This window comes from Methylobacterium sp. Ger2507, from assembly GCF_055231875.1.
The window spans coordinates 671,834-696,755 of sequence record NZ_JBUYVC010000001.1; the positions used below are offsets into that span (position 1 = coordinate 671,834).

Annotated in this window: 20 protein-coding genes, 2 tRNA genes and 1 pseudogene; 14 read left to right on the top strand and 9 right to left on the bottom strand. The window is 61.8% G+C overall.

The features are described from left to right. Positions 1-352 precede the first annotated feature (352 nt). Entirely contained in the window at positions 353-574 is a 222-nt protein-coding gene (locus ACV7NL_RS03170) for a hypothetical protein (protein ID WP_463354899.1), read from the top strand. Between the two features lie 415 nt (positions 575-989). Here ACV7NL_RS03170 and ACV7NL_RS03175 read toward each other — a convergent pair. Beyond that, positions 990-1,070, bottom strand: a tRNA-Ser gene (locus ACV7NL_RS03175). 143 nt (positions 1,071-1,213) lie between these two features. Here ACV7NL_RS03175 and ACV7NL_RS03180 point away from each other — a divergent pair. The 5 genes from ACV7NL_RS03180 to ACV7NL_RS03200 all read left to right on the top strand — a co-directional run bounded on the left by ACV7NL_RS03180 (position 1,214) and on the right by ACV7NL_RS03200 (position 7,548). Continuing rightward, on the top strand, positions 1,214-2,485 hold the full coding sequence (locus ACV7NL_RS03180) for a tyrosine-type recombinase/integrase (RefSeq protein WP_463354900.1): 1,272 nt from the start codon (positions 1,214-1,216) through the stop codon (positions 2,483-2,485). 62 nt (positions 2,486-2,547) lie between these two features. Then, a complete protein-coding gene (locus ACV7NL_RS03185; protein ID WP_463354901.1) occupies positions 2,548-3,171 on the top strand; it encodes a hypothetical protein in 624 nt (207 codons plus the stop codon). A gap of 427 nt (positions 3,172-3,598) precedes the next feature. After that, entirely contained in the window at positions 3,599-3,958 is a 360-nt protein-coding gene (locus ACV7NL_RS03190; RefSeq protein WP_463354902.1) for a hypothetical protein, read from the top strand. 158 nt (positions 3,959-4,116) lie between these two features. Then, a complete protein-coding gene (locus tag ACV7NL_RS03195) occupies positions 4,117-6,564 on the top strand; it encodes a DUF5906 domain-containing protein (RefSeq protein WP_463354903.1) in 2,448 nt (815 codons plus the stop codon). A gap of 366 nt (positions 6,565-6,930) precedes the next feature. After that, positions 6,931-7,548 carry an HGGxSTG domain-containing protein gene (locus ACV7NL_RS03200; protein ID WP_463354904.1) on the top strand — a complete coding sequence of 206 codons (618 nt, stop codon included), beginning with the start codon at positions 6,931-6,933 and terminating at the stop codon, positions 7,546-7,548. A 17-nt stretch (positions 7,549-7,565) separates the two neighbouring features. On the opposite strand, the gene ACV7NL_RS03205 is transcribed toward ACV7NL_RS03200, so the two are convergent. Next, positions 7,566-8,267 carry a helix-turn-helix domain-containing protein gene (locus tag ACV7NL_RS03205; protein WP_463354905.1) on the bottom strand — a complete coding sequence of 234 codons (702 nt, stop codon included), beginning with the start codon at positions 8,265-8,267 and terminating at the stop codon, positions 7,566-7,568. A gap of 200 nt (positions 8,268-8,467) precedes the next feature. On the opposite strand from ACV7NL_RS03205, the gene ACV7NL_RS03210 reads away from it, so the two are divergent. From ACV7NL_RS03210 to ACV7NL_RS03235, 6 genes are all read left to right on the top strand, one after another. Beyond that, on the top strand, positions 8,468-8,842 hold the full coding sequence (locus tag ACV7NL_RS03210; protein ID WP_463354906.1) for a hypothetical protein: 375 nt from the start codon (positions 8,468-8,470) through the stop codon (positions 8,840-8,842). A gap of 167 nt (positions 8,843-9,009) precedes the next feature. Further along, the gene (locus ACV7NL_RS03215; protein WP_463354907.1) at positions 9,010-9,708 is read left to right on the top strand and encodes a recombinase family protein; all 699 of its coding nucleotides are present in this window, start codon (positions 9,010-9,012) and stop codon (positions 9,706-9,708) included. 290 nt (positions 9,709-9,998) lie between these two features. Continuing rightward, positions 9,999-13,208, top strand: a complete 3,210-nt coding sequence (locus tag ACV7NL_RS03220) for a hypothetical protein (protein ID WP_463354908.1) — start codon at positions 9,999-10,001, stop codon at positions 13,206-13,208. A gap of 66 nt (positions 13,209-13,274) precedes the next feature. After that, complete coding sequence (locus ACV7NL_RS03225) at positions 13,275-13,529, top strand: hypothetical protein (RefSeq protein ID WP_463354909.1); 255 nt, start codon at positions 13,275-13,277, stop codon at positions 13,527-13,529. A 148-nt stretch (positions 13,530-13,677) separates the two neighbouring features. After that, a complete protein-coding gene (locus ACV7NL_RS03230; protein WP_463354910.1) occupies positions 13,678-14,145 on the top strand; it encodes a Ros/MucR family transcriptional regulator in 468 nt (155 codons plus the stop codon). A gap of 213 nt (positions 14,146-14,358) precedes the next feature. Beyond that, on the top strand, positions 14,359-16,086 hold the full coding sequence (locus tag ACV7NL_RS03235; RefSeq protein WP_463354911.1) for a GGDEF domain-containing protein: 1,728 nt from the start codon (positions 14,359-14,361) through the stop codon (positions 16,084-16,086). 57 nt (positions 16,087-16,143) lie between these two features. On the opposite strand, the gene ACV7NL_RS03240 is transcribed toward ACV7NL_RS03235, so the two are convergent. The 5 genes from ACV7NL_RS03240 to ACV7NL_RS03260 form a co-directional block, all read right to left on the bottom strand. Further along, the gene (locus tag ACV7NL_RS03240; protein WP_463354912.1) at positions 16,144-16,368 is read right to left on the bottom strand and encodes a sunset domain-containing protein; all 225 of its coding nucleotides are present in this window, start codon (positions 16,366-16,368) and stop codon (positions 16,144-16,146) included. A gap of 92 nt (positions 16,369-16,460) precedes the next feature. After that, positions 16,461-18,665 carry a glycosyltransferase family 2 protein gene (locus tag ACV7NL_RS03245; RefSeq protein ID WP_463354913.1) on the bottom strand — a complete coding sequence of 735 codons (2,205 nt, stop codon included), beginning with the start codon at positions 18,663-18,665 and terminating at the stop codon, positions 16,461-16,463. Further along, complete coding sequence (locus ACV7NL_RS03250) at positions 18,662-19,327, bottom strand: LbetaH domain-containing protein (RefSeq protein ID WP_463354914.1); 666 nt, start codon at positions 19,325-19,327, stop codon at positions 18,662-18,664. Before ACV7NL_RS03250 ends, ACV7NL_RS03245 begins: the two co-directional genes overlap by 4 nt. Further along, on the bottom strand, positions 19,306-20,403 hold the full coding sequence (locus tag ACV7NL_RS03255; protein WP_463354915.1) for a DegT/DnrJ/EryC1/StrS family aminotransferase: 1,098 nt from the start codon (positions 20,401-20,403) through the stop codon (positions 19,306-19,308). Before ACV7NL_RS03255 ends, ACV7NL_RS03250 begins: the two co-directional genes overlap by 22 nt. Further along, positions 20,400-20,870, bottom strand: a complete 471-nt coding sequence (locus tag ACV7NL_RS03260) for a sugar 3,4-ketoisomerase (RefSeq protein WP_463354916.1) — start codon at positions 20,868-20,870, stop codon at positions 20,400-20,402. The genes ACV7NL_RS03255 and ACV7NL_RS03260 overlap by 4 nt, the downstream gene beginning before the upstream one ends. Positions 20,871-21,004: 134 nt before the next feature. Here ACV7NL_RS03260 and ACV7NL_RS03265 point away from each other — a divergent pair. Then, a pseudogene (locus tag ACV7NL_RS03265) lies at positions 21,005-21,601 on the top strand (DinB/UmuC family translesion DNA polymerase); the annotation flags it as partial. A gap of 1,002 nt (positions 21,602-22,603) precedes the next feature. Here the strand turns inward: ACV7NL_RS03265 and ACV7NL_RS03270 are convergent. Together ACV7NL_RS03270 and ACV7NL_RS03275 are read right to left on the bottom strand one after the other, a co-directional pair. Beyond that, positions 22,604-23,005 (bottom strand): hypothetical protein, encoded by a 402-nt coding sequence (locus ACV7NL_RS03270; protein ID WP_463354917.1) that lies wholly within the window; start codon positions 23,003-23,005, stop codon positions 22,604-22,606. Positions 23,006-23,462: 457 nt separating this feature from the next. Continuing rightward, positions 23,463-23,539, bottom strand: a tRNA-Arg gene (locus ACV7NL_RS03275). A 389-nt stretch (positions 23,540-23,928) separates the two neighbouring features. Here ACV7NL_RS03275 and ACV7NL_RS03280 point away from each other — a divergent pair. After that, positions 23,929-24,912, top strand: a complete 984-nt coding sequence (locus tag ACV7NL_RS03280) for a DctP family TRAP transporter solute-binding subunit (protein ID WP_463354918.1) — start codon at positions 23,929-23,931, stop codon at positions 24,910-24,912. The last annotated feature ends 10 nt before the right edge of the window (positions 24,913-24,922 follow it).

Sequence of the window (24,922 nt, forward strand, 5' to 3'; positions counted from 1 at the left end):
ACGTCCCTTCCCGCGAGACATTCTCTGCTCACATCCAGTCAGTCCTGGCATACCAGCAGGGTTTCCAGCATGCGCAACCATATCACGCCCGATCCACGGGCACGGTCATCCGCGACCATAGCACTGAGCCAGCGACCCCGCGGCGGGTGCCATCAATCCTCGGACCTGGCCCGCAGCCATCATCGCGGCGCAGTCGTCGGCACCGGTTCCAGCCTAGCCCGCACGACGGTTCCCCCGTCGTCCGATTTCGAGGGTTTCGGCTCGTTTTCCTGACCGCTGCGTCTCAAGCCCCGCCGATCACCGTTTCCATAACAACCGCCCCGTCGTCGTTCTCGCTAGATCGGACATGTTCATGACCACACTCACCCATCTCGATGCCAAGCCGCACCAGGCGACGTCCGCAATCCTCGACGGCGGCTCCAGCCGCGAGGGGCTGGACAGCACCGCCATGAAGCGCGAGCACCGGGTCGGCAATACCGTCGACAAGGTCGATCAGGTCAGCAGTGTCACGCTGCTCGGCTTCGCCGTTGCGGGATCTGCGGTGATGCTCGTGGCGCACTGGCTGGTGGGCTGAGCCAGCGCGGATCGCGGTTGACGACCGGCATACGCATCGCCGGTCTTCGAGGGGATCCGTCCCAGTTCGATCGTGCCCTCCGCCCCGACGTGTCCGCCACGCACGCCCCCAACCGGCACGGCAGAATCGCGCGTGGCGGCCGATACCTTCCCTGCAAACCCCGAATACTTCCAGCCACGCGTTGTTCTGGGCGGAAATCTTCGGGCATTTACCCCCAGTGCCAAGCCCCCCCGAGTGACGCCGACGCTCACTGGAGCAGGCTTGAAAGGCTGTCAGATGTCGGAGGTCTCACGGGCCGGCGTGGTAATCTCCCGGCGTCCATCTTGGACCGAGCGGAATCCCCACCGCAAGGCGCGCACGGGACAACCCTCACTCAAGGATAACCACCCAGATCGGGCGAAGGTGATGAAATGATTGGCGCACCCGACACGATTCGAACGTGTGACCTTTGCCTTCGGAGGGCAACGCTCTCGTGTTTACCGTAGGTTTCCGATGCTTCCGCGCTGCCGCCGCTGTTTACTAACCCCTTGTTTTCGGTAATCTCAAGCCATCGCCGGTAGGCAACGGTCGTATCTCCTTCTTTCTGGGTTTTACCACCTGCTGCTTCCGCAGCGCTTCCGCGGAAGCTGGGATGAATGGATGCCGAAGCTTACGAAGCGGATCGTCGACGCCGCTGAGCCCCTAGGCCGCGACTTTTTCATATGGTGCGACGAGCTCCCCGGATTTGGGGTACGCGTGTTTGCCTCCGGCCGGCGAAGCTACCTCGTCCAGTATCGAAGCGCCGGCCGGACGCGGCGTGTGACGATTGGACTTCATGGACCGGTGACGACGGAGCAAGCCCGCAAGGAAGCCCTCGCGCTCCTTGGGCAGGTCGCGAAGGGGGCCGATCCAGCCGAGGATCGGGCGACGAACCGAGCCGCACTCACGGTCGCTGAGTTGTGCACCTCCTACCTCACGGCCGCGGAAAGCGGTCTCGTGATGGGCAAAGGTCGGATGCCGAAAAAGTCCTCGACGCTCTACGTCGACCGAGGCCGCATCGAGCGCCACGTACTGCCTCTCCTGGGCAAGCGGCTCGTGAAGGATCTGCAGGCGAGCGACATTGCGCGCTTCGTCCGGGATGTGCAGTCCGGGAAGACGGCCGCCGTGGTTAAGACGGGGCTACGGGGCAAGGCGGTCGTCGAAGGCGGCCCCGGGACTGCAGCGCGCACCGTTGGGCTGCTCGGCGGCATACTGAGCTATGCCGTTGGCGAGGGCATCATCCCAGCCAATCCTGCGACTGGAGTGAAGCGTCCTGCCGATAAGCGACGGACGCGCCGGCTATCGGTGGAGGAATACGAAGCGCTGGGTCGGTGCTTGGCCGAAGCTGAGGCGCGGCAAGAGACGTGGCAGGGCATCGCGGTGACCCGACTGCTGATGCTAACGGGTTGCCGCCTGCAGGAGGTCACGCGACTCCGCTGGGCCGAGGTTGACCTTGCCGGCTGTGCCTTCCGCCTCGACGACACCAAGGAAGGCGGATCAACGCGACCGCTCGGTTCAGCAGCCCGACTGCTGCTCGCCGCGCTGCCACGAGAGCCAAGTTCGCCGTGGGTGTTTCCTGCTCCGCGTGGGTCCGCTTCATTCGGTGGTGCGCCAGGGACGATCGAACGCCTCACGGTTCGAGCAGGCCTGTCTAATGTGGGGGCTCACACGCTGCGCCACTCCTTCGCCAGCACGGCCGGCGATCTCGGCTACAGCGACAGCACGATCGGCGCGATGCTCGGGCATGCGGGCAGCACGGTCACGAGCCGCTATGTGCACCACCTCGACGCCGTTCTCGTCGCTGCGGCCGACAAGGTGTCGGAGGTGATCGCGGCCTCGATGAATAGCAGCGGCCCCGGCCGGGGCGAGGTCGTTTGTGAGGCGGCAGAATGAAGAGCGCTGCTGGACCTGCGTCGTGCACAGCAAGATGGAGCCTCGCGCAAGCGCTAGCTTGGGTGCTGTCGCGCGATGTCGTTTTCGTGGAAGCGCTGGCTCCCGACGGTGGTCCACCTCCAACGTACACACATCTCATCGTGAAGTTGCGCGTTGCTGGCTTCTCAGGACCCTTCGACGAGGCCGAGTGCGAATTGATCAGATCCATCGCGAACAATGAAGTGCTCGCTAACGGAGAGCCGGGCCTGAATTTTGAGAACCGTGGGGATCGGCAGGTCGTCGGCGCGCGGGCACACGGGGCTCAGATTGATGACGGTTACAGCGAGAGCTCCGAAGGTTGGCTTCTTGAGCCACAGGGTGAGCAGCAAAGCCGTTGGTATGGGGTTGAGGTCGACGCAGACGCGCTTCGACGTTGCTTCCCTAGAAAAGAAGCAACGAGCTTACGGCGCACCGGCGGTCGGCCTGAAAAGTTCGACTGGGTGATGATCCGCGCGCATGTCCTCCGCCAGTTGGATCATCATGGAATGCCGAGCTGCACCGATCCGGTTTGGTCGAACCAAGCTGCAGTTGAGCATTCTGCACTCGAGTTCTGTCGACGGTCCTTCGACCAAGAGCCAGCTTCGTCGACGATACGTAAAAAAGTCAGTGCATGGTTGGGTGAATATGAGGCTACCGCTCAAAACTAATTACGAGCAGTTTCGAACATTTTCGGCCGACAGGTCGCCGATGTATCCCGCAAGTTCCTCCTCGCAGCCCGGCGCTTGGCCGGCCTTACCGCCAGCGAGGAAAATATGCAACACGAACATCAGAGACTACAGCCTGTAAGTCCAAAGCGCCGCCGCACGGCAGCCGCCGAGTACATTGTCGAGCGGCACGGCATTCCCTGCAGTCCGAAGACGCTGGCAAAGCTAGCTTGCATCGGCGGCGGACCGGCTTTCTACAAAGCGGGCCGCATTCCACTATATGCCGATCCTGATCTAGATGCGTGGGCCGTAGCAAAGCTTAGCAAGCGGGTGAACTCCACGTCTGAGCTCGCGGCATGAGCACGATAAACTTGCCTTTGTGGGCCCGCTATAGCGTGCAGGATTTCGCCGCCTGGAACGGAGTTGTCTGATGCCCTTCATGTTGCGAGATCACGGCTTCCAGAAGGCTGTCTTCAGCCCGGAACCCAACTACCACGCTGGCAACGCCGAGTTCCTCGATCCGGACCCGGCCTGCCGCATCCAGATCCGACCTCTCCTGAAGTCGGACTATGCCGGATGGGGCGAAGGCAGGCCTGGCAACGCCGTCCTGTACGCTCGCGAGAGCGGCTCTGAGCACGAGTTCATCTGCTTCATCTGGATGCCGCGTCGTCTCCGGAAGAACAACCGTGCCAGCGTCATGGCGACGATCAACCTTATGCAGATCCTGGACCCCGTCACGGCCGGCAAGCTGCGCGCGATTGCTGCACAGACAAAGTGGCCACGTCGTTAGCGGCAGCTCATCCCCATTCGCTCACGAAAAAGGCCGGCACCTTTGTGGAGAAGGTGGCCGGCCAGGAAGGTTTTTCGATGTCTCTCGACAATGTAGGCCGCGATCCTGCATCAAGCAACGGGTCAGATAGTCCGCCTCCACTGAGTAGCGTGGAGCCGATGAACCTCGTGGCGTGGCCCGAGGCTGATGTAGCCACGATGCGGCGTTTCATATCGGTGGTTTTCAAGGGAATCGAGCCAAGGCGGGGGCACGTGGCCCTTCGTGCGTTCGGCCACGTTGGCGAGGAAAAGGCCCATATCCGGTGGCATCCCTTCGGCCCGGGGTTGATCCCCACAGCTGTCGATTTCGCGTCTGAGATAGCTGCCCTGACCGGCGACGAGGTTGCTGTGTTTTGCCCGCCGGTATGCGTGTTCGGCGACCAGCGGCGCAACGGCAAGCCCGTCGCTACAGAAGCCAATGTCATTGCGTGCCGGGTCATTGCCCTAGAACTTGATGAGCAGCCAAGGGAAATGTTGCGCCGGGCAACGTCGACCCTCGGAGAGCCCACACTTGTCATCCAATCTGGTGGGGTGTGGAACGGCCCTAGCGGCCCTGAAGACAAGCTGCACGCGTATTGGAGGCTCACGGAAGTCGCCTCGATACCCCAGGATTTGTCTCGACTCCGGAAAGTGCGCGAGGGTTTGACCCTCTTGTGCGGCGGCGACGGCACTGCGGCTCCGATCTCGCACCCGATGCGCTGGCCAGGGTCTTGGCACACCAAGGGCAAACCGAGGCTTTGCACAATCCAAAGCGAGAGCGAGAACGAGATCAGCCTAGCGGATGCTGACGACTACATCGCTACGATGGCCGAGATCCTAGGGGTTGATCTCACTAAAACGACTGGGCTCCTCCCGGCAAGGGAAGGCGGTTTCAAGACAGAGAGGCCTCTAGGGCCGACGCAACTCAACGCCCTAGTATCAGCGATCCACAACCCGCCGGACTTGCCGTGGAAGGATTGGAACGAGCGCGGCATGACGTTCTACGATGCCTCACACGCCTCACCGGATGGGCTAGAGGCTTTCCATACGTGGAGCGATAAGAACGAGGCGAAGTACGATCCGGACGATGTGGATCACCGTTGGGCGCATTATCACCGGTCACCGCCCAATGATCTGTCCGCCGGCACGCTATTCCGCTTGGCGCAGGCGCACAGCCCGCACATCGCGATCCCGATGAGCGAGCCGATCGACGTGGCGGCGGTGTTCGAGCCCTATGCGGGCGAGCCTTCGCCCGATGCACCCTCCCTCGCTGAGATGGGAGGGCCAGCGGAAGGGGCGAGTGACGCCGATGCACCCGACTATGTCCAGCGCCTGAACCGCGAGCACGCTTTTGTCATGAACAACGGCCAATCCGCGGTGCTGAACCAGGGCGAGCATGGCGGCGTCACGTTTTCCAATCGAAGCTCGTTCCTGGACCGGTACCAGAACGACACGGTGATGGTTGATAAGCGCGTCCAGTCTGTGGGGGCGCTATGGATGAAGGACCCGTACCGGCGTTCCTTCGTCAAAGGCGTGGAGTTCGCGCCCGAGGGCGTCCAGCCCGGGGTGTTCAATCTCTGGCCGGGGTTCCGGCCCTTCGGCGGCGCCGCGGCCCCGGGCGGCTCGTGTGAGCTCATCCTGGCGCATATCCGGGACATCATCTGCGACAGGAACGAGGCGGCCAGCCGTTATCTCATCGGTTGGCTCGCGCACATGATTCAGCGGCCGGAGAAGAAACCCGGAGTCTGCGTGGTGCTGCAAGGCGAGAAGGGCACCGGCAAGGACACGCTCGGCTACTACCTCGGCGGGGTGATGCCGGGCTTGCGCCTTGGCGTCTCTCAGCAAGAACAGATCACCGGCCGGTTCAACGGACATTTGTCCGATAAGCTCTTCCTGCACGTGGAAGAAGCAATTTGGGCCGGGTCCAAACAGGCCGAAAGCGCGCTCAAGGCCCTCATCACGTCACCGACGCTCACGATCGAATATAAGGGCCTGACGCCGTTCACGGTGAAGTCAAAGCTGCGTTTGTTCATGACATCGAACGAGGATTGGGTCGTTCCTGCCTCTGACGACGAGCGGCGTTTTTTCGTCTGCCGGGTCAGCTCGGCCAAGCGCAGGAACGACCCATATTTTGATGCGATCTGGCGGGAGCATGACAACGGCGGAGCCGCGGCCTTCCTGGCGTACCTTCGGGCTGTCGATCTTTCGAACTTCGATGTGCGCGCGGTCCCGAACACCGAAGGGCTAAGAGACCAGAAGCTCGCCAGCCTTCGCAACTTCGATCTCTGGTGGTTCGAGCAACTTCAGGACGCCACGTACTGGCGAGAGGATGGGACGGCGGAGCCTATCGCGAGAGATCGCCTCTACGACGCGTACCGGGCATGGCTGGATAAGCGCCGTCACGAGAACGCCCCTTGGAACAAGGTGCACGTGGGACGGCGCCTCCGGGAGCTTCTGCCGGACAAGTGGGACGCCGAAATCCGCCTCAGGCTGGAGGGAGGACAGCGACCTTACGGCTATCGCCTTCCGGATTTGGCGACCTGCCGGCGTATTTGGTCCGACCGATACGAGACGCCCGATGCTTTCTGATGGAGTGGTCCAGGTTCGCCTAGGCCTAGATCGGTTGCCTAGGCTGAAAAACAACAACAAAACCAGAGACTTCCTAGGTGGTCTAGGTGGTCCAGGCATCGGGACCAATTCGCTATATGCGCGGATTGCGTGGGGTCAGCCCGGGGTGGGGGCTGGGGAGGACGGTAGCACCCTAGATCCACACGTGAAGAAGTTACCTAGACCTCCTAGACCTCCTAGACCTAAGTTGAAAAAGAGTAGCAATAACAGTAAATTAAGCGGGTCTAGGCGAGATGGAATTTCGAATGGCAACCTGGACCACGTGGGCCAAAAAGCCGTACCCGGTAAAAAGCCCCTGAAGCGGCGGATACCCTTATGGGGCGTTTCATGAAAAGGCGTGGCTCGAACACGGGGAGGCCAACGCCTAAGCAGCGCGCGTGGTGGTCCTCGGCCCGGTTCCGAGAGATCGGCCGCCGGACCTGCCAGCGCATCAATGCGCGGCGCCGCGATGCCGTGAAGTGCGGGGCGACGAAGAAGTCGGACGGCGAGCCCTGCCAGAACCTGCCCCTCGCGAACGGCCGCTGCCGGTTCCATGGCGGCCGGACGCCCTCGGGCAAGGCGTGGCACACCGTTCAATATCCGCCTTCCGACACGCCTGCCCGCGCAGCCAAGTCCGACAGGAAGGCCGCCGACGTGGTGAAGCGGGCGCGGAAGCTGGCCAAGCGCTTGGCCGCGATGACGCCCGAGGAACGCACCCGATACGAAGCCTCGAGGCGCACCCACGCCCCCGGGCCGCCCGCAGCGCGATCCGCGGCCCGGCGCACGGCCGCTCAGAACCAAGCCACGCGCGAGCTCCTGGCGCGCCCGGACGCTCCGGGACCTCGCGACGCCGACATCGCCGAGGTGGAGATGTTCCTGGCGCAGATGAAACGAGAGCAGGCCGCCGCGGAGGAGACGCGCGCCACTGAAGCGGCGCTTGCGATGATGTGCGATGTCTTCGGATAAGCTCTAGGCGGGCAGCTTCAGGGTGTTTCGTGCTTCGCCCGAGCCTTTGCAGCTCGGCGAAGCACGGCCCGCTGCCTTTTCTTCCTTTGGTCCTGGCGGAAGGCCTCCCGGCGCGCCTTTTCCTCATCTGTCAGCCGTGTGCGTTTGATGGGGCCGGCTATCTTTCTCAGGAGCAAGGCCCGCCGAGCCCGAGCCGCCGCGTCTATGCCGGCTTGTTCCTCTGGCGAAGGGCTAGGTCTCGCGGTCGGTTCTTCGTCCTGCAGGTTGAACTTTGCAGCCCTGCGCTCGAAGTCTTCCAGATCGTCGATACGGATGAGCGTCGGCCTGCCGGGTATGTACTTTAGCCTGCCGGTTAGCCTGAGGCGCTTCACCGTTGCCACCGAGCACCGCAAGCGATCCGCTACTTCATCTTGCGTCAGAAGATGGCTTTCGCGCTCGGATTTTCGCTTGTCAGGACCGTTTTGGTCGACGTTTTCTTCCAATAATATCAATAGTATGCTGATTATTTGCTTGTAAGAAGCTGGTTGATTTACTTTCATTCGACCTATTTTACCGCCCCGTCCAAGCGGAAAGAATGTCGGTTTCGAAGGGACAAGATCTGACGGCCAATCCCAATCAACTTCGCATAGAGGTTTTACAGGCTTGAACTTTAGCATAGCATTTGTCCAATTTTGTACGTTCTGTCCATTGACGAGGTAGACAGGCTGTACAGGTTTCATTCTGATTCATTGTCGTATATACGATCTTAAGGGGCTTGAAACACCTCGGCGACACATAAACGAACCTGCGGGTCCGGGGTCTTCACGCGAATGTCCAAGGCGAAAGCCTAAAGGCGTGCAAGGGCCGATGTGTCCGGTGTTTCAAGCCCCGGATCTGCAACAGCCGTCTGAAACACGGCTTCTACGGGACGCATCCGATCATGAGCACCAACAGCAACGTGCTGCACTTCGCAGCGCAGTCGAACACGCTCGACCTTTTCACCCATCCCCTCACGGCGGGCGGCCTGTGCCCGGGCTATCTGGTCCCCGGATACCCTGACTTGGACGGGGAGGAGCCGAGTTCGAACGCCTCGATTGAGGTGCTCATTCACCAGGCCCAGCTCACGGCGTTCACGGATGAGGCCAACGCCCTCGGGGAAGCCGCCGGCCTCCCGCATCCCGTGTGTGATGTCGCCACCGACCACGGGGGCGGCACATGGCGCCTTATCGAGGTCGTCGGCCCTCGCGCGTTGATCCTGGAGCTGATGCAGGTGGCGCAGCGCCACGGATGCAAGCGCGTGCTGTTTCCGGCGTAGGCGCCTGCCGGCATCGAGACCCGAGGGGCGCCCTGACCGGCGCCCCTTTCGCATTCCGGATTGGCCTCGCGCGAGGGGCCGGAAATCAGCGCCGAGCAGCCAGAAACCTATTGCGTAACATTCTTAAACGGTCGTATAAGATTGTTACAGAGGCGATTGAGACCCCGATGACCGGCACCATCCACCCCGAACTGCCCCTCGCCAAGCCGGCCATCGCCTACGTCCGCGTTTCGACGGATCGGCAGGGCAAGTCCGGGCTCGGCCTCGATGCGCAGCGGGCGGCCCTGGCGGCCTTCGCAGCGGCTCACGGGTTCGAGATCGTTGAGGAGTTCACGGACGTGGCCTCCGGCAAGGGGGAGGACGCCCTGGAGCGTCGGCCGCAGCTCGCCAAGGCGCTCGCCCGGGCAAAGAAGCTGAAGTGCCCCGTCGTGGTCGCCAAGCTCGACCGGCTGTCCCGTGACGTCGCCTTCATCGCCGGCCTGATGGCGCAGCGGGTCCCCTTCATCGTGGCCGAGCTCGGCGCCGATGCCGACCCCTTCATGCTCCACATCTATGCCGCCCTGGCCGAGAAGGAGCGCGCGCTGATCTCGGCCCGCACCCGGGCCGCGCTGGCGCCGATGGTTGGCCGTGGCGTGCTCGGCAACCGGACGAACCTTGCCGAGGCATCAGCCAAGGGCCGCGAGATCCTGGCCGCCAAGGCCGACGACTTCGCCGCGAACGTCCTCCCGGTTATCCGGGAGATGCAGGCCAAGGGCGCCTCGATGCGCACGATGGCGAGCGAGCTGAACGACCGCAACGTGAAGACGGCGCGCGGCGGCACGTGGACGGCCGTTCAGGTGTCTCGCATCCTCGACCGGGCGGCCTGAGGGGCGCTCTGCCCCGGCCCGGGCCTACCCCCCGGCACCGGTCGCGGCGGCATTCGTGAGCGGGCACGACGAACGCAGAGAAAAATGCCCTCCTGAAAACATGAGTGACATACAAACCAGCGGAGCCGAACGGCCTTGTATGTCTATCGACGGGCCGCCGAGGCGCATGAACAGCAAGCCGCAAGTCCCATGTCCGACGTTTGCTTGACGATGACTTTCAGAGTATAAAAAGGCTACTTTTTCCGGCGGTGCCGGAGCCCTTCCCGAGAGCTCGATAAGGACGCGGGTTGATGGAACCGAACACCCGACCCGCCTTCGATCCGGCGCTGAACCAGCTACTCGTCGGCAGGATCATGGGCCGACCAGCAGGCGCGCCAGCCCCGGTCCAATCCGCCGATCCGTGGGACGCCTTTCCAGACGCTCCGCAAGCCCCCGCGAAACCCGTCGACCCCTACGCCGAATTCCCCGATGCGCCGCAGGCTGCAGCGGCGCCCAAGCCGGCCCGCGTCATCAGCTTCGAAGGCCGCCGGATCAGCGTTCCGGGCGATGCGACCGACGACGAGATCAGGGAGATCCTGAACACGCCCTCCCCTACGGCCTCAAAGGTCATCGAGGTCGACGCGCCAGACGGCAGCATCGTCGAGTTCCCGGCGGGCACGTCCGACGATGTGATGTCGAAGGCGATGCGGGCGAAGTTCGGCGGTCCCTCGGGAGGCACCCCTGCCCCCGCGGCACCGGCCGAGGCCGGCGGCTTCATGTCGACCATCGGCGGCATGGCGAAAGCCCTGCCACAGGGCGCCGTGTCCGGCCTTGAGATGCTGATGGATGCGCCCGTCAACATCATCAACCAGGCGCCGCGGCTGCTGAACATCAACGGCGGCCTCATCAACAAGATCATGGGCCGCGAGATCGTGCCGACGTTTGGGCCGATCAGCGACAATCCGCTCCTGCCCTCCGACATCATCCAGGCCCCCGGCCGGGCGCTCGGCGTGAAAAAGTACGAGCCGCAGGGGCCGATCGAGCGCATCGTGAACCGTGTCGGTCAGGAGATCGGCGCCTCGGCCGTTCCTGCGGCCGGCGCGCTCGTCGCCGGTGGCCGTCTCGGTGTTCAGGGCGCCCGGGCGCTGGCGACGAGCGAGAACCCGCTTGCGGCCCTGGCCTATGGCCCCGTCGAGGCCGCAGCCGCGAACCCGTCCGGCATGCTGACCCGCGAGGCCCTCGGCGCTGGCGCAGCCGGGACCGGGGCCGGCATCGCCAACGAAGCCGCGCGCGCTGTCACCGGCGACGACGTGAACCCGATTTCAGATCTGGCCGGTTCGGCCGCAGGGGTCAGCGCCCTCGCCATCGCCAAGCCAATCCTCGGCGCCGTCGGCTCGCTGGCCTCGGCCGCGCGCGGCTCGACCCGCTTCGCCGATGATGTCGCCCGCGAGGCCGTTTCTCACGAACTCCTCGCGAACTCCGCCACGGCGCAGCGCCAGGTGGCCGGTGGTATCGACCGCGGCGCCATCGATGCGCAGCCGCTGGCCGACCAGCTCCGGCGGCCGTCCGCGGCGGAATCGACCATTCCGGGCTATCGCTCCGACATCGCGGACCGGTCCGGCGATCCGGGTTTGGCCGCCTTCGTTTTCGGCCATACGAGCGCTAGTCCGGGGGGCGATACGGTCCGGCGGGCGTCAAACCAGCAAGCCATCGGCGACCGCATGGCCGAGCTCGCGCCGACGGGGTCGTCCGGTCAGTTCCGCGCTGACCTGCAAGGCGGCGTCGACCGGCGGGTCGCTGCGGTCGAGAGCCAGGCCGAGATCGCGCAGCGAACCCTTGACGAGCACGCGCAGCGCCTCGCCTCGACCATGACCGGCGAGGCCCGGGGCGCCGACATCCGCGCGGCGCTCCAGCGTGCGTCCGACGAGGCCAAACAGGGCGTCCGACAGGCGTACGAGCCGATCAACCGGGCGGCGACGAACGTTGACGTGGCGCCCCTGGCCGAGCGCTTCAGCGGTATCGACGAGGCCCTGAGCGTGGCCGAGCGCCAGCGCTTCCGTCCGGCCGAGGCCAGCATCCCGGATCGGCTCATTGGCCCCGCGGAGGCCGCCGGGCCGGTCGACACCGGCATCCTCGATGCGTCCGGACGGCCGATCACCCGCGAGCCGGCGCCGGGCAACAGCCAGCAGCCGCTCCGGGAGGTGACGGGGCTGCGCTCTGCCCTGACGGACGATGCGCGGGCCGCCCGTACGGCCAATCGTCCGGCCGAGGCCCGCATTATCGACCAACACGTAACCGCGCTCGACGAGTACCTCGACACGGCGGTCCCGGAGGGCCTGCGGGGCCAGTACGATGCAGCCCGTACGGCCCGGCGGGACTTCGCCGATCGGTTCGAGCGGCCGCAGAACGCGGTGGCGCAGGTGCTCGGCGAGCGCCAGGGCGTCTACGACGTGCCCGATAGCGGTGTCGCGCCCCGGTTCGCTCAGTCCGAGGAGGGGCGCCTGTCCGATCTGCGCCAGCTCATGAGCGAGGCCGGCGGGGATGCGCGCGTGCGCCCGGCGCTGCGCGATCAGTTCCTGGCTAACATCCGCGACCGCGGCTTGCTCGACCGGCCGGACCAGCTCGGCGCCTATCTGGATCGGCACGCCACCTTGCTCGACCAGCTGCCCGGGCTGCGCGACGAGATCACCGCCGGCGGCCAGGCCAGCCGCACGGCAGGGGAAGCGCGCGGCGCGGCCGATGCGACCCGGCGCGATCTCACGACCCCGGGCCGTTCGCCCGAGGCCGCCTATCTCCGGTACGACGAGGCCGGCACGGTTCGCTCGATGCGCACGGTGCTCGGCGCAGCGAAGCCCGCGGAAGCGGCCGAGCGGCTCCTGGCGACGGCCGGCACGAACCCGGAGCACGCCCGGGCAGCCTTCTGGGAAGCGCTGAAGGACCGGGCCACGGTCGACGGCGGGGTCAACCAGCCGAAGCAGATCAGCGGCCGGCGGGGCAACGACTTCCTGAACGACCCGCAGACCAAGGCCGTGGCCGAGGTGCTGTACCGCGACAAGCCGGAGCAGCTCCGGGACATCACGGACGTGTTCGACGCGCTGGCCGGCTCTAACAGCGCCACGCGCGCCCGGCGGCCCGGCTCATCGGGTACGGCGCAGGGCATGCGGGCAGGCTATGATGCCGCGCTGTCGGCGGCTTCGATCTCCAGCCGTCTGCGCAGCGTTCACCGCGGCCAACTCTCGCCGACGATTGCGGGTATCGATCTTCTGGCGACCTATCTGCGCAGGAAGTCGGCGCAGATCCAGTCCGGTGCGATCTCGCGCCTGCGCGACGAGGTGGTCCAGAATCCCGAGCTCGCGGCCCGGCTCCTAGAGGACTACAACCCGGCGACCTACTCGGCCAAGCGCCGAGAGCTGCAGACCGCTTTCGGGGCGCGCGCCACCACCGCCATTCGATTGCTCGACGAGGCCCACGACGAAGAGGAGCGACCGGAAGCGGCGGCAGTCCGGCGCGGTGCGCGCTGATAAGAGCACTGGGCCTGTTCGGTTCGTCGAGCGGCGCCGTGAAGACCACGGCGTGAGCGCTCGGAGATGACCTACAGCCTGTACCGCCTCGCGCCCGGCAGCTACGATCTCGTTTTCAACGGTGAGATCGTCGGCAGTGTTGTCCGCGAGGTCCGCGGCGGCACAGGTTACAATGTCTGGCACGCCGAACTGCTGGACGACCCGGCGCCCGAGAGGCGACCGCCTCCGTTCAGCAAGATCGATCACACCTTCGGCACGCTCGATGCCGTTATGGCGTGGCTCGGAGGAGCAGCCATAGCCAACGACCCGCTGGCCGCTTAGTTGTCGAGGGCTGAAAACTTCGCCGAGGCGATTTATCCGTTGAATGCACGTCAGGCATGTAATTGAGCAAAAGTGATCGCCTTCGCTTGATTACTGGTCTTAGATCATCGATATGCCCATTGCGGGGGCGCAGAAATCAAAGAGCATTATGACTGAGAACTTAGATACCCAATCGACTGATTTCCTTGATCTGACAGGCGACATCGTCGCTGCCTATGTGTCGAACAATCCTGTTCGTCCTTCCGATCTGCCGGACCTGATCCGGAACGTCTATGGCGCTATCAGCGGCCTCGATGACGGCACCGCAAAAGCCGGAGTGGAGCCCGAGGTTGAGAAGCCGACGGCAGCTCAGATCCGCAAGTCGGTGACACCCGAGGGCATCATTAGTTTCTTGGACGGCAAGACCTACAAGACCTTGAAGAGACACCTCAGCACCCACGGTCTGGATCCGCAGAGCTACCGGGCTCGCTTCGGCTTGTCGGCCGACTACCCAATGGTCGCCCCGGAATACGCTGCGCGTCGTTCCGAGCTTGCGAAGTCGATTGGCCTCGGCCGGATCGCTGACCGGAGCGAGGGTGAGCAGTCGTCGGCCCAGGGCCGCAAGAAGGCCGCCTGATCCATCAACCAGCGCCGATGCTCGGAGCCCCGCAACCCTCACCGGTCCGGGGCTTCGTCGTCCATGAAGAGAGCCAAGACAGGACTGCCTCTAAAGCACATCTGCTACGGTACTGATCTCTTAGCCATCTTTTTTCACTCAGAGACAGGAGCTTGGTGCCTTTCTGGTTTCAGCGTGCCGATCTGTGTCGGTGCTGAGATCCTGGGACTGGCTATGTTGCTGACCGAAGTGGAAGCGGGACATTCGACGGCAGACGGCGGCCGTATCGATGTCAGACATCGCTTTGCCGCTCAGGTCGGTCTCATCGTGGTCATGATCACGATCGTGCTCTCCGGTTTTTTCTACACCAACCGGCATCAGCAGGCTCTCATCGACCTACGCGAGGGCGGGCGGCAGATGCGCATTGCGCAGGAAGCCCTGATGGATGCGGAGGCCTACGTGCTCAACAGAGCCGTCGGCGACCGAGATAGCGAGTACAGCGAATATAGCCGCGCCTTCGAAGCGCTTCACAGCCGACGGGATACGTACCTCGCTCGCCTGGATCCTTTCCTTCGAATGCCCGACGGCACCAGCACGACTGCTGACGCAGGCCTGAAGTCACTCGAAGCCATCTGGACAGACACCCTCGAACTGGTCCGCGCCGGAAGGCTGGAAGAGGCTCAGGCTTCGCTCAGGGAGCGCAGGAGTGCAGCGCTGGTCGGCAAAATGCGTCACGCATTCGATGCTTTCCTGGCGGATTGGAACTCGCACTTCGCTGAACACGAGATGCGCATCGAGATCGGCAAGAGCGTCGTGCTCCTGTCGCAGCTTCTCATTGCCGCTGTGATGATCTTCGCCTTTCGGTCGAGTGCGCGTGATGCTCAGGCTCGCGCAACGGCCATCAAGGAGATGGACGCGTCCAGAACTCAGGTCGGCCATTTGTTCGAGATGACCGACATGCTGCAGAGCGCTGCCGATCACCACGATGCCAACGCCGTCCTCCGCGCCACGGCCGGCGAGTTGATCGGCGGGTTCAGCGGTGCGCTCTACGTCTTCAACAACTCGCGGGACCGGCTTGTCCTTTCGACCTCGTGGGCCTGTGAGGCTGGCTCACACCTTCCGGAGGCGATCGCAATCAACCAGTGCTGGGCGATGAAGCGCGGCAAGCCGCACATCAATCGCAGCGGCTCGAAAGCTTTGTGCTGCGAGCATCATGCCTCCGGTATTGCAGCTCTGGAGATCCCGATGGTGGCACGGGGTGAGAACCTCGGCTTGCTTCAGATTTTCGCGACGGGTTCGGAGGCTGAGGAGCGCCTCGCTGCAATCCTTCCGCTGAGTTCAGCGCTCGGGGACGCCATGTCGCTGGCCCTCTCGAACATCGCTCTGCGCGAGAAGCTGCGTAACCAAGCCCTCCGCGATCCGCTAACTGGCCTCTACAACCGGCGCTATATGGAGGACAGTCTCGACCGATACGTCCGCCTCGCCGAGCGCGAGGGCCGGAAGGTCTCCGTCATCATGATTGACCTCGACCACTTCAAGCGGCTCAACGACGAGCACGGCCATGCCACGGGTGACGCCGTCCTGCGGGAGGCCGCCGCTGCGATCGTCGGCGCGCTGCGAGAGACGGATGTTGCCTGCCGCTACGGTGGCGAAGAGATGATCGTGTTTCTTCCCGACTGCAGCCTGGAGGATGCTGCAGTGAAGGCAGAACAAATCCGAGAGCGCATCGAAGCGCTGTCCGGCACCCACGGTGCGAAGGTCTCGGCATCGCTGGGCGTGTCCTCTGTGCCGAGCACGTCGAGCAACAGTGCCGACCTCGTTAAGTCGGCTGATACGGCTCTCTATCGCGCCAAACACGCCGGCAGAAACCAGGTTGCGATCGCTCCTGTCCGGTCCGGCTGGCGGGACGAGAGCGAAATGCCGGCAACCTCGCAAGAGCGTCTTCGCGTTGCAGCCGAATAGCTTCTGAGCCCTCAACGAAGAAGTTTGATGCCGTCCGTTGCCGCGCTTGGGTAAAGCTCAACCCCGCGCGGCGCGCCAGCCAGCAGCCTCCGCCTCGTCCTCGGAGCAAAACATGCGCTCGCCGGCCCGGTCGTTGACGCGGGTCCGCTCGTAGTCACGCGAGCCGGGGAGGTGGTAGATCCGTTCGCCGCCGGCCCGGTCGTTGATGCGGGTCCGCTCGCTTTGCTCGGCGGCGTGACGGCCTGGGGCCGTGCGTGCTCGCCGTCGGCGCGCTTCTTCCAACGCTACTCGGACGGTTCCTGGAACGTGCCGGCCCTGATGCCAAGCCGGAGGGCTTTCGCCTCAATTTATGGTAGGCTGCATGCCGGGATAATCTACCGATTGAGCCGCCCTAGCCAGCGGATGAAAGCAGTCGATCGCCAGGACAATGACGCACGCATTTTTTTGTACGACTGCAATGTAGCATCTAGATGAAAATTCAGATCGGAATTTAACAATTGAAGCTCAGCATTGCGCAGTTTTAGCTTTCCGATCGACTCATTTAGCTCTTGGTTTTTGGTGTTGATAGACATTAGCAATCTATCATGATTCTTCTTTAATCCATTTATAAATTCTATGTTATTTTCATTGGTAGAGCATAATTCGGCGATATTACGTAATAAGAGATTTTTCTCAGTCAACAATTCTTCATGTTCTGCTTCAGTTTTGCTGAGTTTCTGTTCAAGACTATCAAATTTGAGATGAAGGTCGCCAATCTGTGCACCACGGGCTTCAACTTCGCGGACGTTGAGTGCATCAATGCTACCACTCCACTCGCGAAGACGTTGCATCTGCTGCTGGTTTCTGGCTCCTTCATAGAGCGTGTTCACAGCGAAATTTTTATGTGCAACGTATGGCACCTCCCGGGCGAGCTCAGCGATACGCAGAGGTATAGGGTCTTCACTAAAGTTGCCAGACTGCTTCTCAAACACTTCTGAAAACAACTGCTCATCGAAAGAACAGAATCTCTCCAGTATTTTACTAGTTTCAAAATGGGAACGCAATATTGTTTCCTGACTTGGCGCGCTCGCGTTAGCGTTGTTAGCCCTTATCCTAAAAGCACTCAATTTATCCGGAAGAACATGTATATTATGGCCCAAAATTAGCATTCGGATCCACATATCGAGATCCTGAAGATTGTTTAGCCGTCCGTCATAGGCGCCTGCCGCTTCATAGGCTTCCCGGCGGATCATTGCTGTGGGAGCGCATAGAATGTTGCCCCAAGAGAAAAAATACCGCAGCCAAGAGCGCCGAGAGAAGTCAGCAAAGCGCAACGGCACTGTAAAATCGTTGAACGCTTGCGTCGGTAATCCTTCCTCATCGACTGGCCGCATCATGCCGAAAACCAGTGAGACCTCTGGATTGGCATCAAGAAACGCGACTTGTCGACGAAACCGTCCCGGCAGCGCCCAGTCGTCCGAGTTTAGGATTGCGAGGTAGCGTCCACGTGCACGCGCGATCGTCGCATTCATCGCTGCGGAAATACCTAAATTATATGGCTTGCAATCAAGATGAATACGCGGGTCGTCAAAGCTACGCACAATATCGGCGGTTTCATCACTCGAGCCGTCGTCGGTAACCACAATTTCAAAGTCTTGGAAGGTTTGTGCCAGCACGCTTTCTATTGCTTGTCGCACATACGCAGCGTGATTGTAGGACTTTATCAGTACCGAGATAGTTGGAAAATTGCTAGAAACTTCCTGGGTAAGCGGAGGCAGCGCGATCGATCCTGCTCGCTGTATGCCCCGCTCTTCCCACCAAAGCGGTTGCGCGCTGACATCTTGAGAAGCGACGCTCCTAAGGTCAATGGAGGCCTCCTCCATGTCATTCCAGAAGGCGCGTAACCGTTCCCGGCCCCAAAGGTAATGCTGCCCAAAGCCTTGCGCGACGTCGACACTACCAAGGCGAAGGGCCTGCGCTTCTTCCCGATTGGCGTTCCGATCAAAGCCGAGATGCTTGTAGTGCCATAGTAATAGTTCGTCTCGGATCGGGAGTAATAGATCGCCTCGTGGCTCTGCAGCATGTCGCCCGGGACCGAACTCAGTTTCTCGTACTGCCTCTGGCTTAAAGAGGCTAAGTTTGTTGAAGGCGTTACGCGGCCTTCCATGGGTGACACGGTCGATAAGCAAACCGGAATCGTCAGGCATCTCCGGATGGTTCATATCAAAGCCTAGGGCCGGGATTAACGTAACGCCGCGGTCAGCCTCTTCGGTGAGGTAGTCCACCATCGCGCGGCCCGGCACGTGCAGATGCTCGTCGATCGCTGTAATGACAATCCAGTCCGCCCGACCCCGACTCTCCTTCCACGCTCGATCCTGCATTTCCTTGTGCGAAAGGACGAACGAGTCTGCGTCGCTTCGGACGAAATTTCGCAATTCCACACGCGGATGGGCTGCCAGGATCTCCCTTGAGCCATCCGTTGAGCCATCATCGTATACGATGTAGTGGGTCACCCAGGGATCATAGTGGCGAAAGAAGAAACCAAGCATATCCGCCTCATCCCAGCAAACCGTGTAGAGATGAACGACCGGCTGCTTCATTCGACAGAGATTCCCTTGTATCCACCAATATTCCGCCGAACGATCCGAGCCGGGTTTCCCAAGACCAGGCAGCTGTCAGGCACGTCCCGGGTCACGACAGATCCGGCACCGACGACGGCGTTCCGTCCAATTATAATTTCCGGCAGCACAGTGGCACCTGCGCCGACGAAGGCGCCGGTTTGAAGTGCCACATGGCCAGCAAGTGTCGCCCCCGGGCCTATCGACACGAAATCTTCGCACCGTGCATGATGCCCGACCGTTACACCGCGATTGATAAAGGCAAAAGCTCCAAATGTGCTATGGCTACCGAGGCTGCAGCCAGAGTTGACATAACTGCCCGGACCGAAATTGAGGTGACGCGGTGCAGCGACGCTCGGATCTATCAAGGTGAAGGGCCGTCGCAAACCTCTCTCGGCTGCCTCTCGTACTGCGGATCGCCTATGTCCCGGCGTGAAGAGCGGGACGAGAAATGGCAAGTCTAGCGAGTCTGGACCAAGCTCGTCGGGCGTTAAAATACGTATGCCTTCGGGAAGGTAGTCCGACCCCGGATGGTTACGTACACCCGCGAAGATCGGACGCTTCGCCCGGTAGAGGCTCTCCTCAACGTCTGCAATGATAGGCGACCCAATTCCGTATAGGATCACGCCAAGCAAGGAAGGCATTCCACCACAGTTCTCGCGATCTGGTCGACAGCGTTTGTTGCCACCTCAGGCTGGATCGGCAGACTGAGCAAGGTCGCAGCGAGAGAATCTGTCACCGGCAGCGATTCCAGCGCGCTTTTAGCAAAAGCCGGATGTCGGTGAAGACCCGGCGCATAGTGGATCGCTGTTCCAATCCCCGCATGATTAAGCCGACTCATTAACGCGTCTCGGTCATGATGGGTAATAGCGAACTGATGGTAGACGCAACCAGCATCCTCAGGCGGTAGGCCGAGATCATATCCAGTCAGGAGGGAACGGTAACGAGCAGCGATGCGGCGGCGCTCGTGATTGGCCTCATCAAGGTGTGGCAGAAGAGCGAGCAGAATCGCCGCCTGAATCTCATCGAGGCGTGTGTTGTATCCGAGATTCTGGCTGATGCGGTTCGAGCCTTCGAAGCCGTAGTTGCGGAGGTTTCGCACGCGTGCGGCGAGGGCTGGATCACGAGTGACAACCGCTCCCCCATCTCCGATCGCGCCCAAGTTCTTCGTGGGATAGAATGAATAGGCCGCGAGATGACCGAAGCTGCCTAGCGGTTGACGATCCAGAGTGCCACCATGGCTCTGAGCGCAATCTTCGATTACCGCCAGCCCGTGACGATTAGCAAAGCTCATCAGGGTCGGCATATCAGCCGGGTGGCCGAAGAGGTGTACGGGAAGAATCGCAACCGTGCGTGGGTTCAGTACAGCTGCGACGGCAGCAGGGTCGATGCATCGAGTATGCGGATCAACATCTACAAATCGTGGGATTGCTCCGCAGTGCAAAATGGCTTGAGCAGTGCCAGCAAAGGTCAACGCTGGTAGGATTACTTCGTCGCCTTGGCCGACACCAAGCGTTCTTAGAGCCAACGCTAACGCATCCGTTCCGGATGCAACACCAATGCAGTGTTCTACACCTGCATAAGCTGCGAAGGCTGCTTCAAAGGCGGCGACTGCTGCGCCTAGGATGTAGGTTGGTCCAGAGAGGACGTCAGCTATCGCTATGTTAATTTTTTGCCGGTACCTGGCCACACGCAGAGGGGGAGCTGCTTGCGGTATCATACTGAATACAACTCGGAGGTTTTATTGAATCGCGCATCCATATAATGTTGTGTGTCCGCGTAACGCTCGGATGCGCACACAAGCAGAATCGTGCCGGCAGTGAAGTCAAAAATTCTTATTAAAATTCCGCTTTTGATCCACAAAGCCTCGTCAACATTAGACATGAATACTTCTGCACTTTGACCTCCGTTGTCGACAGCAACCTTCATTGAGCCGCTTACGACAGTGATGAGCTCATCGCAAGAGTTGGCGTGACCTCCCCTTTCACAACCAGGTACTTCGACTTTGATGTAAAATGTGCGCTTGGGTATAAAAGGAACGTTCTCGAATTCCTCATAAGCTATGAGTTCGCCTCGATTATCCTTATGAACACGCTGCTGCAGGAGACTAACGCCATCAATGATATTTAACTTCCGTAACATTGTCCTCCCCACATAATTTTTTTTGCTAATCGTACTGCGCGGCACTTGGATTTATAAATCCAATCAAACTAATCCGCAACTCGGGATGATTAGGCAATTTTATCTGGGCAACTATCCCGATGTAGCTAAGCAAATATGGAAGCTATCAAGAAATAATTATTCTTCACGGTGACGCTTAACATTGGGTCTGCCGGATCTCGGTGGCCGAGGTCTGGGGCATCGGCCGAGCCTCGCTCGCCAAGCTGATCGGCCCCGGCGTGGACACGGTCGCGGATCTGCGCGACCTCGACCCGCGTCCGGTGCGCAAAGCCATGACGGTGGTGGGCGAGCGCATCATCTACGAGCTACGTGGGCTGGCCTGCCTGCCGCTTGAACTCATGCCGGCCCAGCGCAAAGGCTGCGCCGTGACCCGGTCGTTCTCCCGCCGCATCACCGAGCGTGAGACCCTGGAGCAGGCGGTTGCCGCGCACGCGACGCGCCTCGGTGAAAAGCTGCGGCGCAGCAGCCTTGGCACCACGCACGTCTCGGTCTTCTACCACACGAGCGAGCATGACCGCGGTGACCCGATGCGCTCGGTCTCGACGACCGTGACGCTGCCGGAAGCCACGAACGACACAATGGCGCTGATCAAGGCGGCGCAGGCCGGGGTGGCCCGCACCTGGCGCGAGGCGCCCGGAGACCATCCCTGGCGCTACAGCAAGGCCGGGGTGGTAACGACAGACCTGAAGCTCCTCGAGGATGCACCGCGGGCGTTAATCGGTCAGCTCAACCGCGAGCATCACGTTTTAGCCCCTCGCCCCTTGGAACGGTCGGAACAGCCAAGCGAGTCGGCCAGCATCCTTATCCTCGGCATCGCCGATCTGATCGATAATCTGGCCGAGCGGCATCGGTAGGTCGATCTCGTACTTATCCAGGATGATGGCTGCGTCGAGCAGGGCGTTGATGTGCGCCTTCGGCACCGGCTCGTCTGCCGCCTGAGCGGCCAGCACACGATCGGCGAGAAGCGTCGACAGGCGCGAGACCTCTGACAGCCGTTCCGATGCGCCGTCGTTGGTGTCAGATGAGAGGGCGTCGGTCTGTTGCGTCATGCTACAACCGGATCTCCCTTGGCAGTTTTTTCGAGACCTCCATGCAAGCTCCTCGCCTTCGTACCCGCCGACGCATCCCGCTGATGGCATGGTGCATTCTGGCAGTTGTGCTGATCAGCGTCATAGCGTGGATCGGCTTTTTGGGATGGACTGCTGAGAAGGTTCTTTGACGTCTCTGAGCAACCTGACTCGGAGGGCGCGCCACGCTGCGCAACGAAAATAACGCCTGCCGACCGCAATATACCTCATCGTGGAGCGAAAATCGTGATGTTGCTGTTGAGCTGGTAGGCGGCCGTTGGTGGGGTGTTGGCAAATCTGAGCCTGATGGGACTCTCACCGAGAATGGCTCCGAAGGCGGGCGTCACTTTCATCGGCAGGCACTGGGCTAGAGCAACGGCAGCAGCATCCTCAAACCGTTTCCGAGCATCCTTGTCGCCTTGAAGCTGTCGGGCTGTGACGAGAGGGGGGCCCCGCAGGCTCCCTGTCTTGTTCAAGCCGAAGCGGAACGCGATCATCGATCCTTCGGTATTCTCAGGCACTGTCCAGCAGGACACGAGTGCGGTTCGGAATTCGGCCCAGTTATTGACTGCGGTCGAAGTCGGGGCGGATTGAGCCCAAGACCCAGATGAAATTGCCGGTGTCGCACCGATCAGCAATGCCACAATGATCCGACAGCGCTGCATGACGATCTCAGCCGTTTCGTTTGCTGAAGGATTTGATGAAGCGCTTAACTTTATGGCCTCGGCTCACGGGATTAAGGCTAGCACCCTCATCGCTCTCTGACATTTCCTCGGCGGCCGGTTCGTTGGCGGCTGGCGGCGCTGGCGTCGTAGCTTCGGCCAGCCTGCGCAAAGCCTCGGTAACTCCTGGCGGCCAATCCACCCCGTTTTCGTGCAGCAACCTTGCGGCTTCTACGAGTGCCTTCGCCTGATTGGGCGGAACCGGACTTCCTATGAGCTGCGTGTTGAGTATGCGGTAGGCAAGCGAGGTAGCAAGCCGCATGACCTCGGCCAGCCCCTTAGACTGAAGTTGGCCATCGCTCATTTTAGATAGCCCTTCGTCTTTAGGTAAGTTGCATCCAGCGTACCACATGACCCACTCTGCATGGGAAGCACAGTCTCAGGCGACGCTGCTCCTGAAGGGTCATGTCCGTCCGCTAGCGCTTCCCCGCGGTGGCATCACAGGCATCCCTGGCGAGGCGCGCTGCTTTCTGCCGAGCCAAGTTCTTTCCCGCGTCGCTGACGGACGCCTCTTCGTCGGGCACTTGCATCGGCCGAATTTGCTCCTTCGCGAAGGCCGCTTCAGCCCGCATTCGCTCTTTGCTCAGATGCTCGGACAGGCTGTGCTCCTTCGGTCTGGGGTTTGCCGCTACCCGTCCATCACTTCCTCGGCAGACCACTAAGAGGAAGGCTCCTCCGAATCGGCTACAGGGTTCAACGGTTTGAGATCGAGCAAATCGTGCCGCACTGATTTTATGCAGCTTGCTTCCGCAGCGCTTCCGCAGCCCATCAAGGGGCCCGGCGATAATCAGCTAAGTTGTTGAAATGATTGGCGCACCCGACACGATTCGAACGTGTGACCTTTGCCTTCGGAGGGCAACGCTCTATCCAGCTGAGCTACGGGTGCTGACCGTGTCGCGTTGGTAGCCCATGCGGGGGCTCCGCGCAACGGGGGTGTGGAGGCCTTCGCGCACCATGGGATGGGTGCGAGGGAGCCTCAGGCACAGGTCACGGGGTCGGGCGCGCGGGCGGTGATCGTGAAGCACCGGTGGGATGCTCGGCGGCGGCAGGCCTGGCGGACCTCGCTGGTCGGGTAAGCCTCCATGAACTTCGATACGCACCTTCGAAGATTTTCGACAAGCACCTTCGCCCGCTGAATGGACCCCTCAAGTAGCGGATAGCGTCCGCTTCAAGATGTTCGAAAGCGCTCGAAGGCCAGCTTCGGCACCGGCGCTGTCAATGATCTTTTAAGCGCAGGCATTTAAGCACCCGACGACTATCGAATAGGATACGCCGGTGCCTGGACGTCTCAGAGTTGCAGCAACGATCGTCGGGCTCTGCTCGATCTTGACCATCACCCGGGCGCAGGCCGAGGAGCGCGTTCTGCGGCTCGGCTTCCTCTTCGCCCAGACTTCGCAACTCGGGGCGGGGGCGGAGCGCTTTGCCAAGGACGTCGCCCAGCGCACCGGCGGCACCACCCGCGTCGAGCTGTATCCGAACGGCACCATCGGTGGCGAGGTCGAGATGGCGGAGGAGCTCCGCCTGGGGCACCTCGACATCGCCTTCATCACCAGTGCGCCCTTCTCCAGCATCATCCCCGAATTCGGGATCTTCGACATCCCGTTCCTGTTCCGCGATGCCAGCCATGCCCACGCCGTCTTCGACGGCCCCGTCGGGCAGGATTACCTGAAGAAGTTCCAGCAGAAGGGCATGGTCGCGCTCGCCTGGGGCGAGAACGGCATGCGCCACATCACCAATTCGAAGCATCCGGTCACGAACCCGGAGGACCTGAAGGGCCTCTCGATGCGGGTGCCGCAATCGGACATCATGCTCACGGGCTTTCGCAGCCTCGGGGTGAAGGCGGAGCCGCTGGCCTTCCCGGCACTCTACGGCGCGCTGCAATCCGGGCAGTTCGACGGGCAGGAAAACCCGATCGCGGTCATCTCGGCCTCGCGCTTCGAGAAGGTCCAGAAGCACCTGACCCTCAGTGGTCACGTCTATTCCTGGGCCGTCATCGTCATGTCGAAGACGGCCTGGGACGCCCTCGGCCCTGCCGAGCAGAAGGCCTTCACCGAGGCTGCCCGGGCTGCGGGCCAGGTCTCCCGCGAGGCGGCCGGGCGCGCGGAGCGGGAGGGGGTGGACGAACTGCGCAAGGCCGGGATGAACGTGGTCGCCTCCGTCGATCGCGCCGCCTTCGAACAGAGCCTGCAATCCGCGACCGCCGGATTCAGCGCCAGGTTCGGCGCCGAAACGATCCGCCAGATCAAGTCCGTCCGCTAAAGCTTTCGAG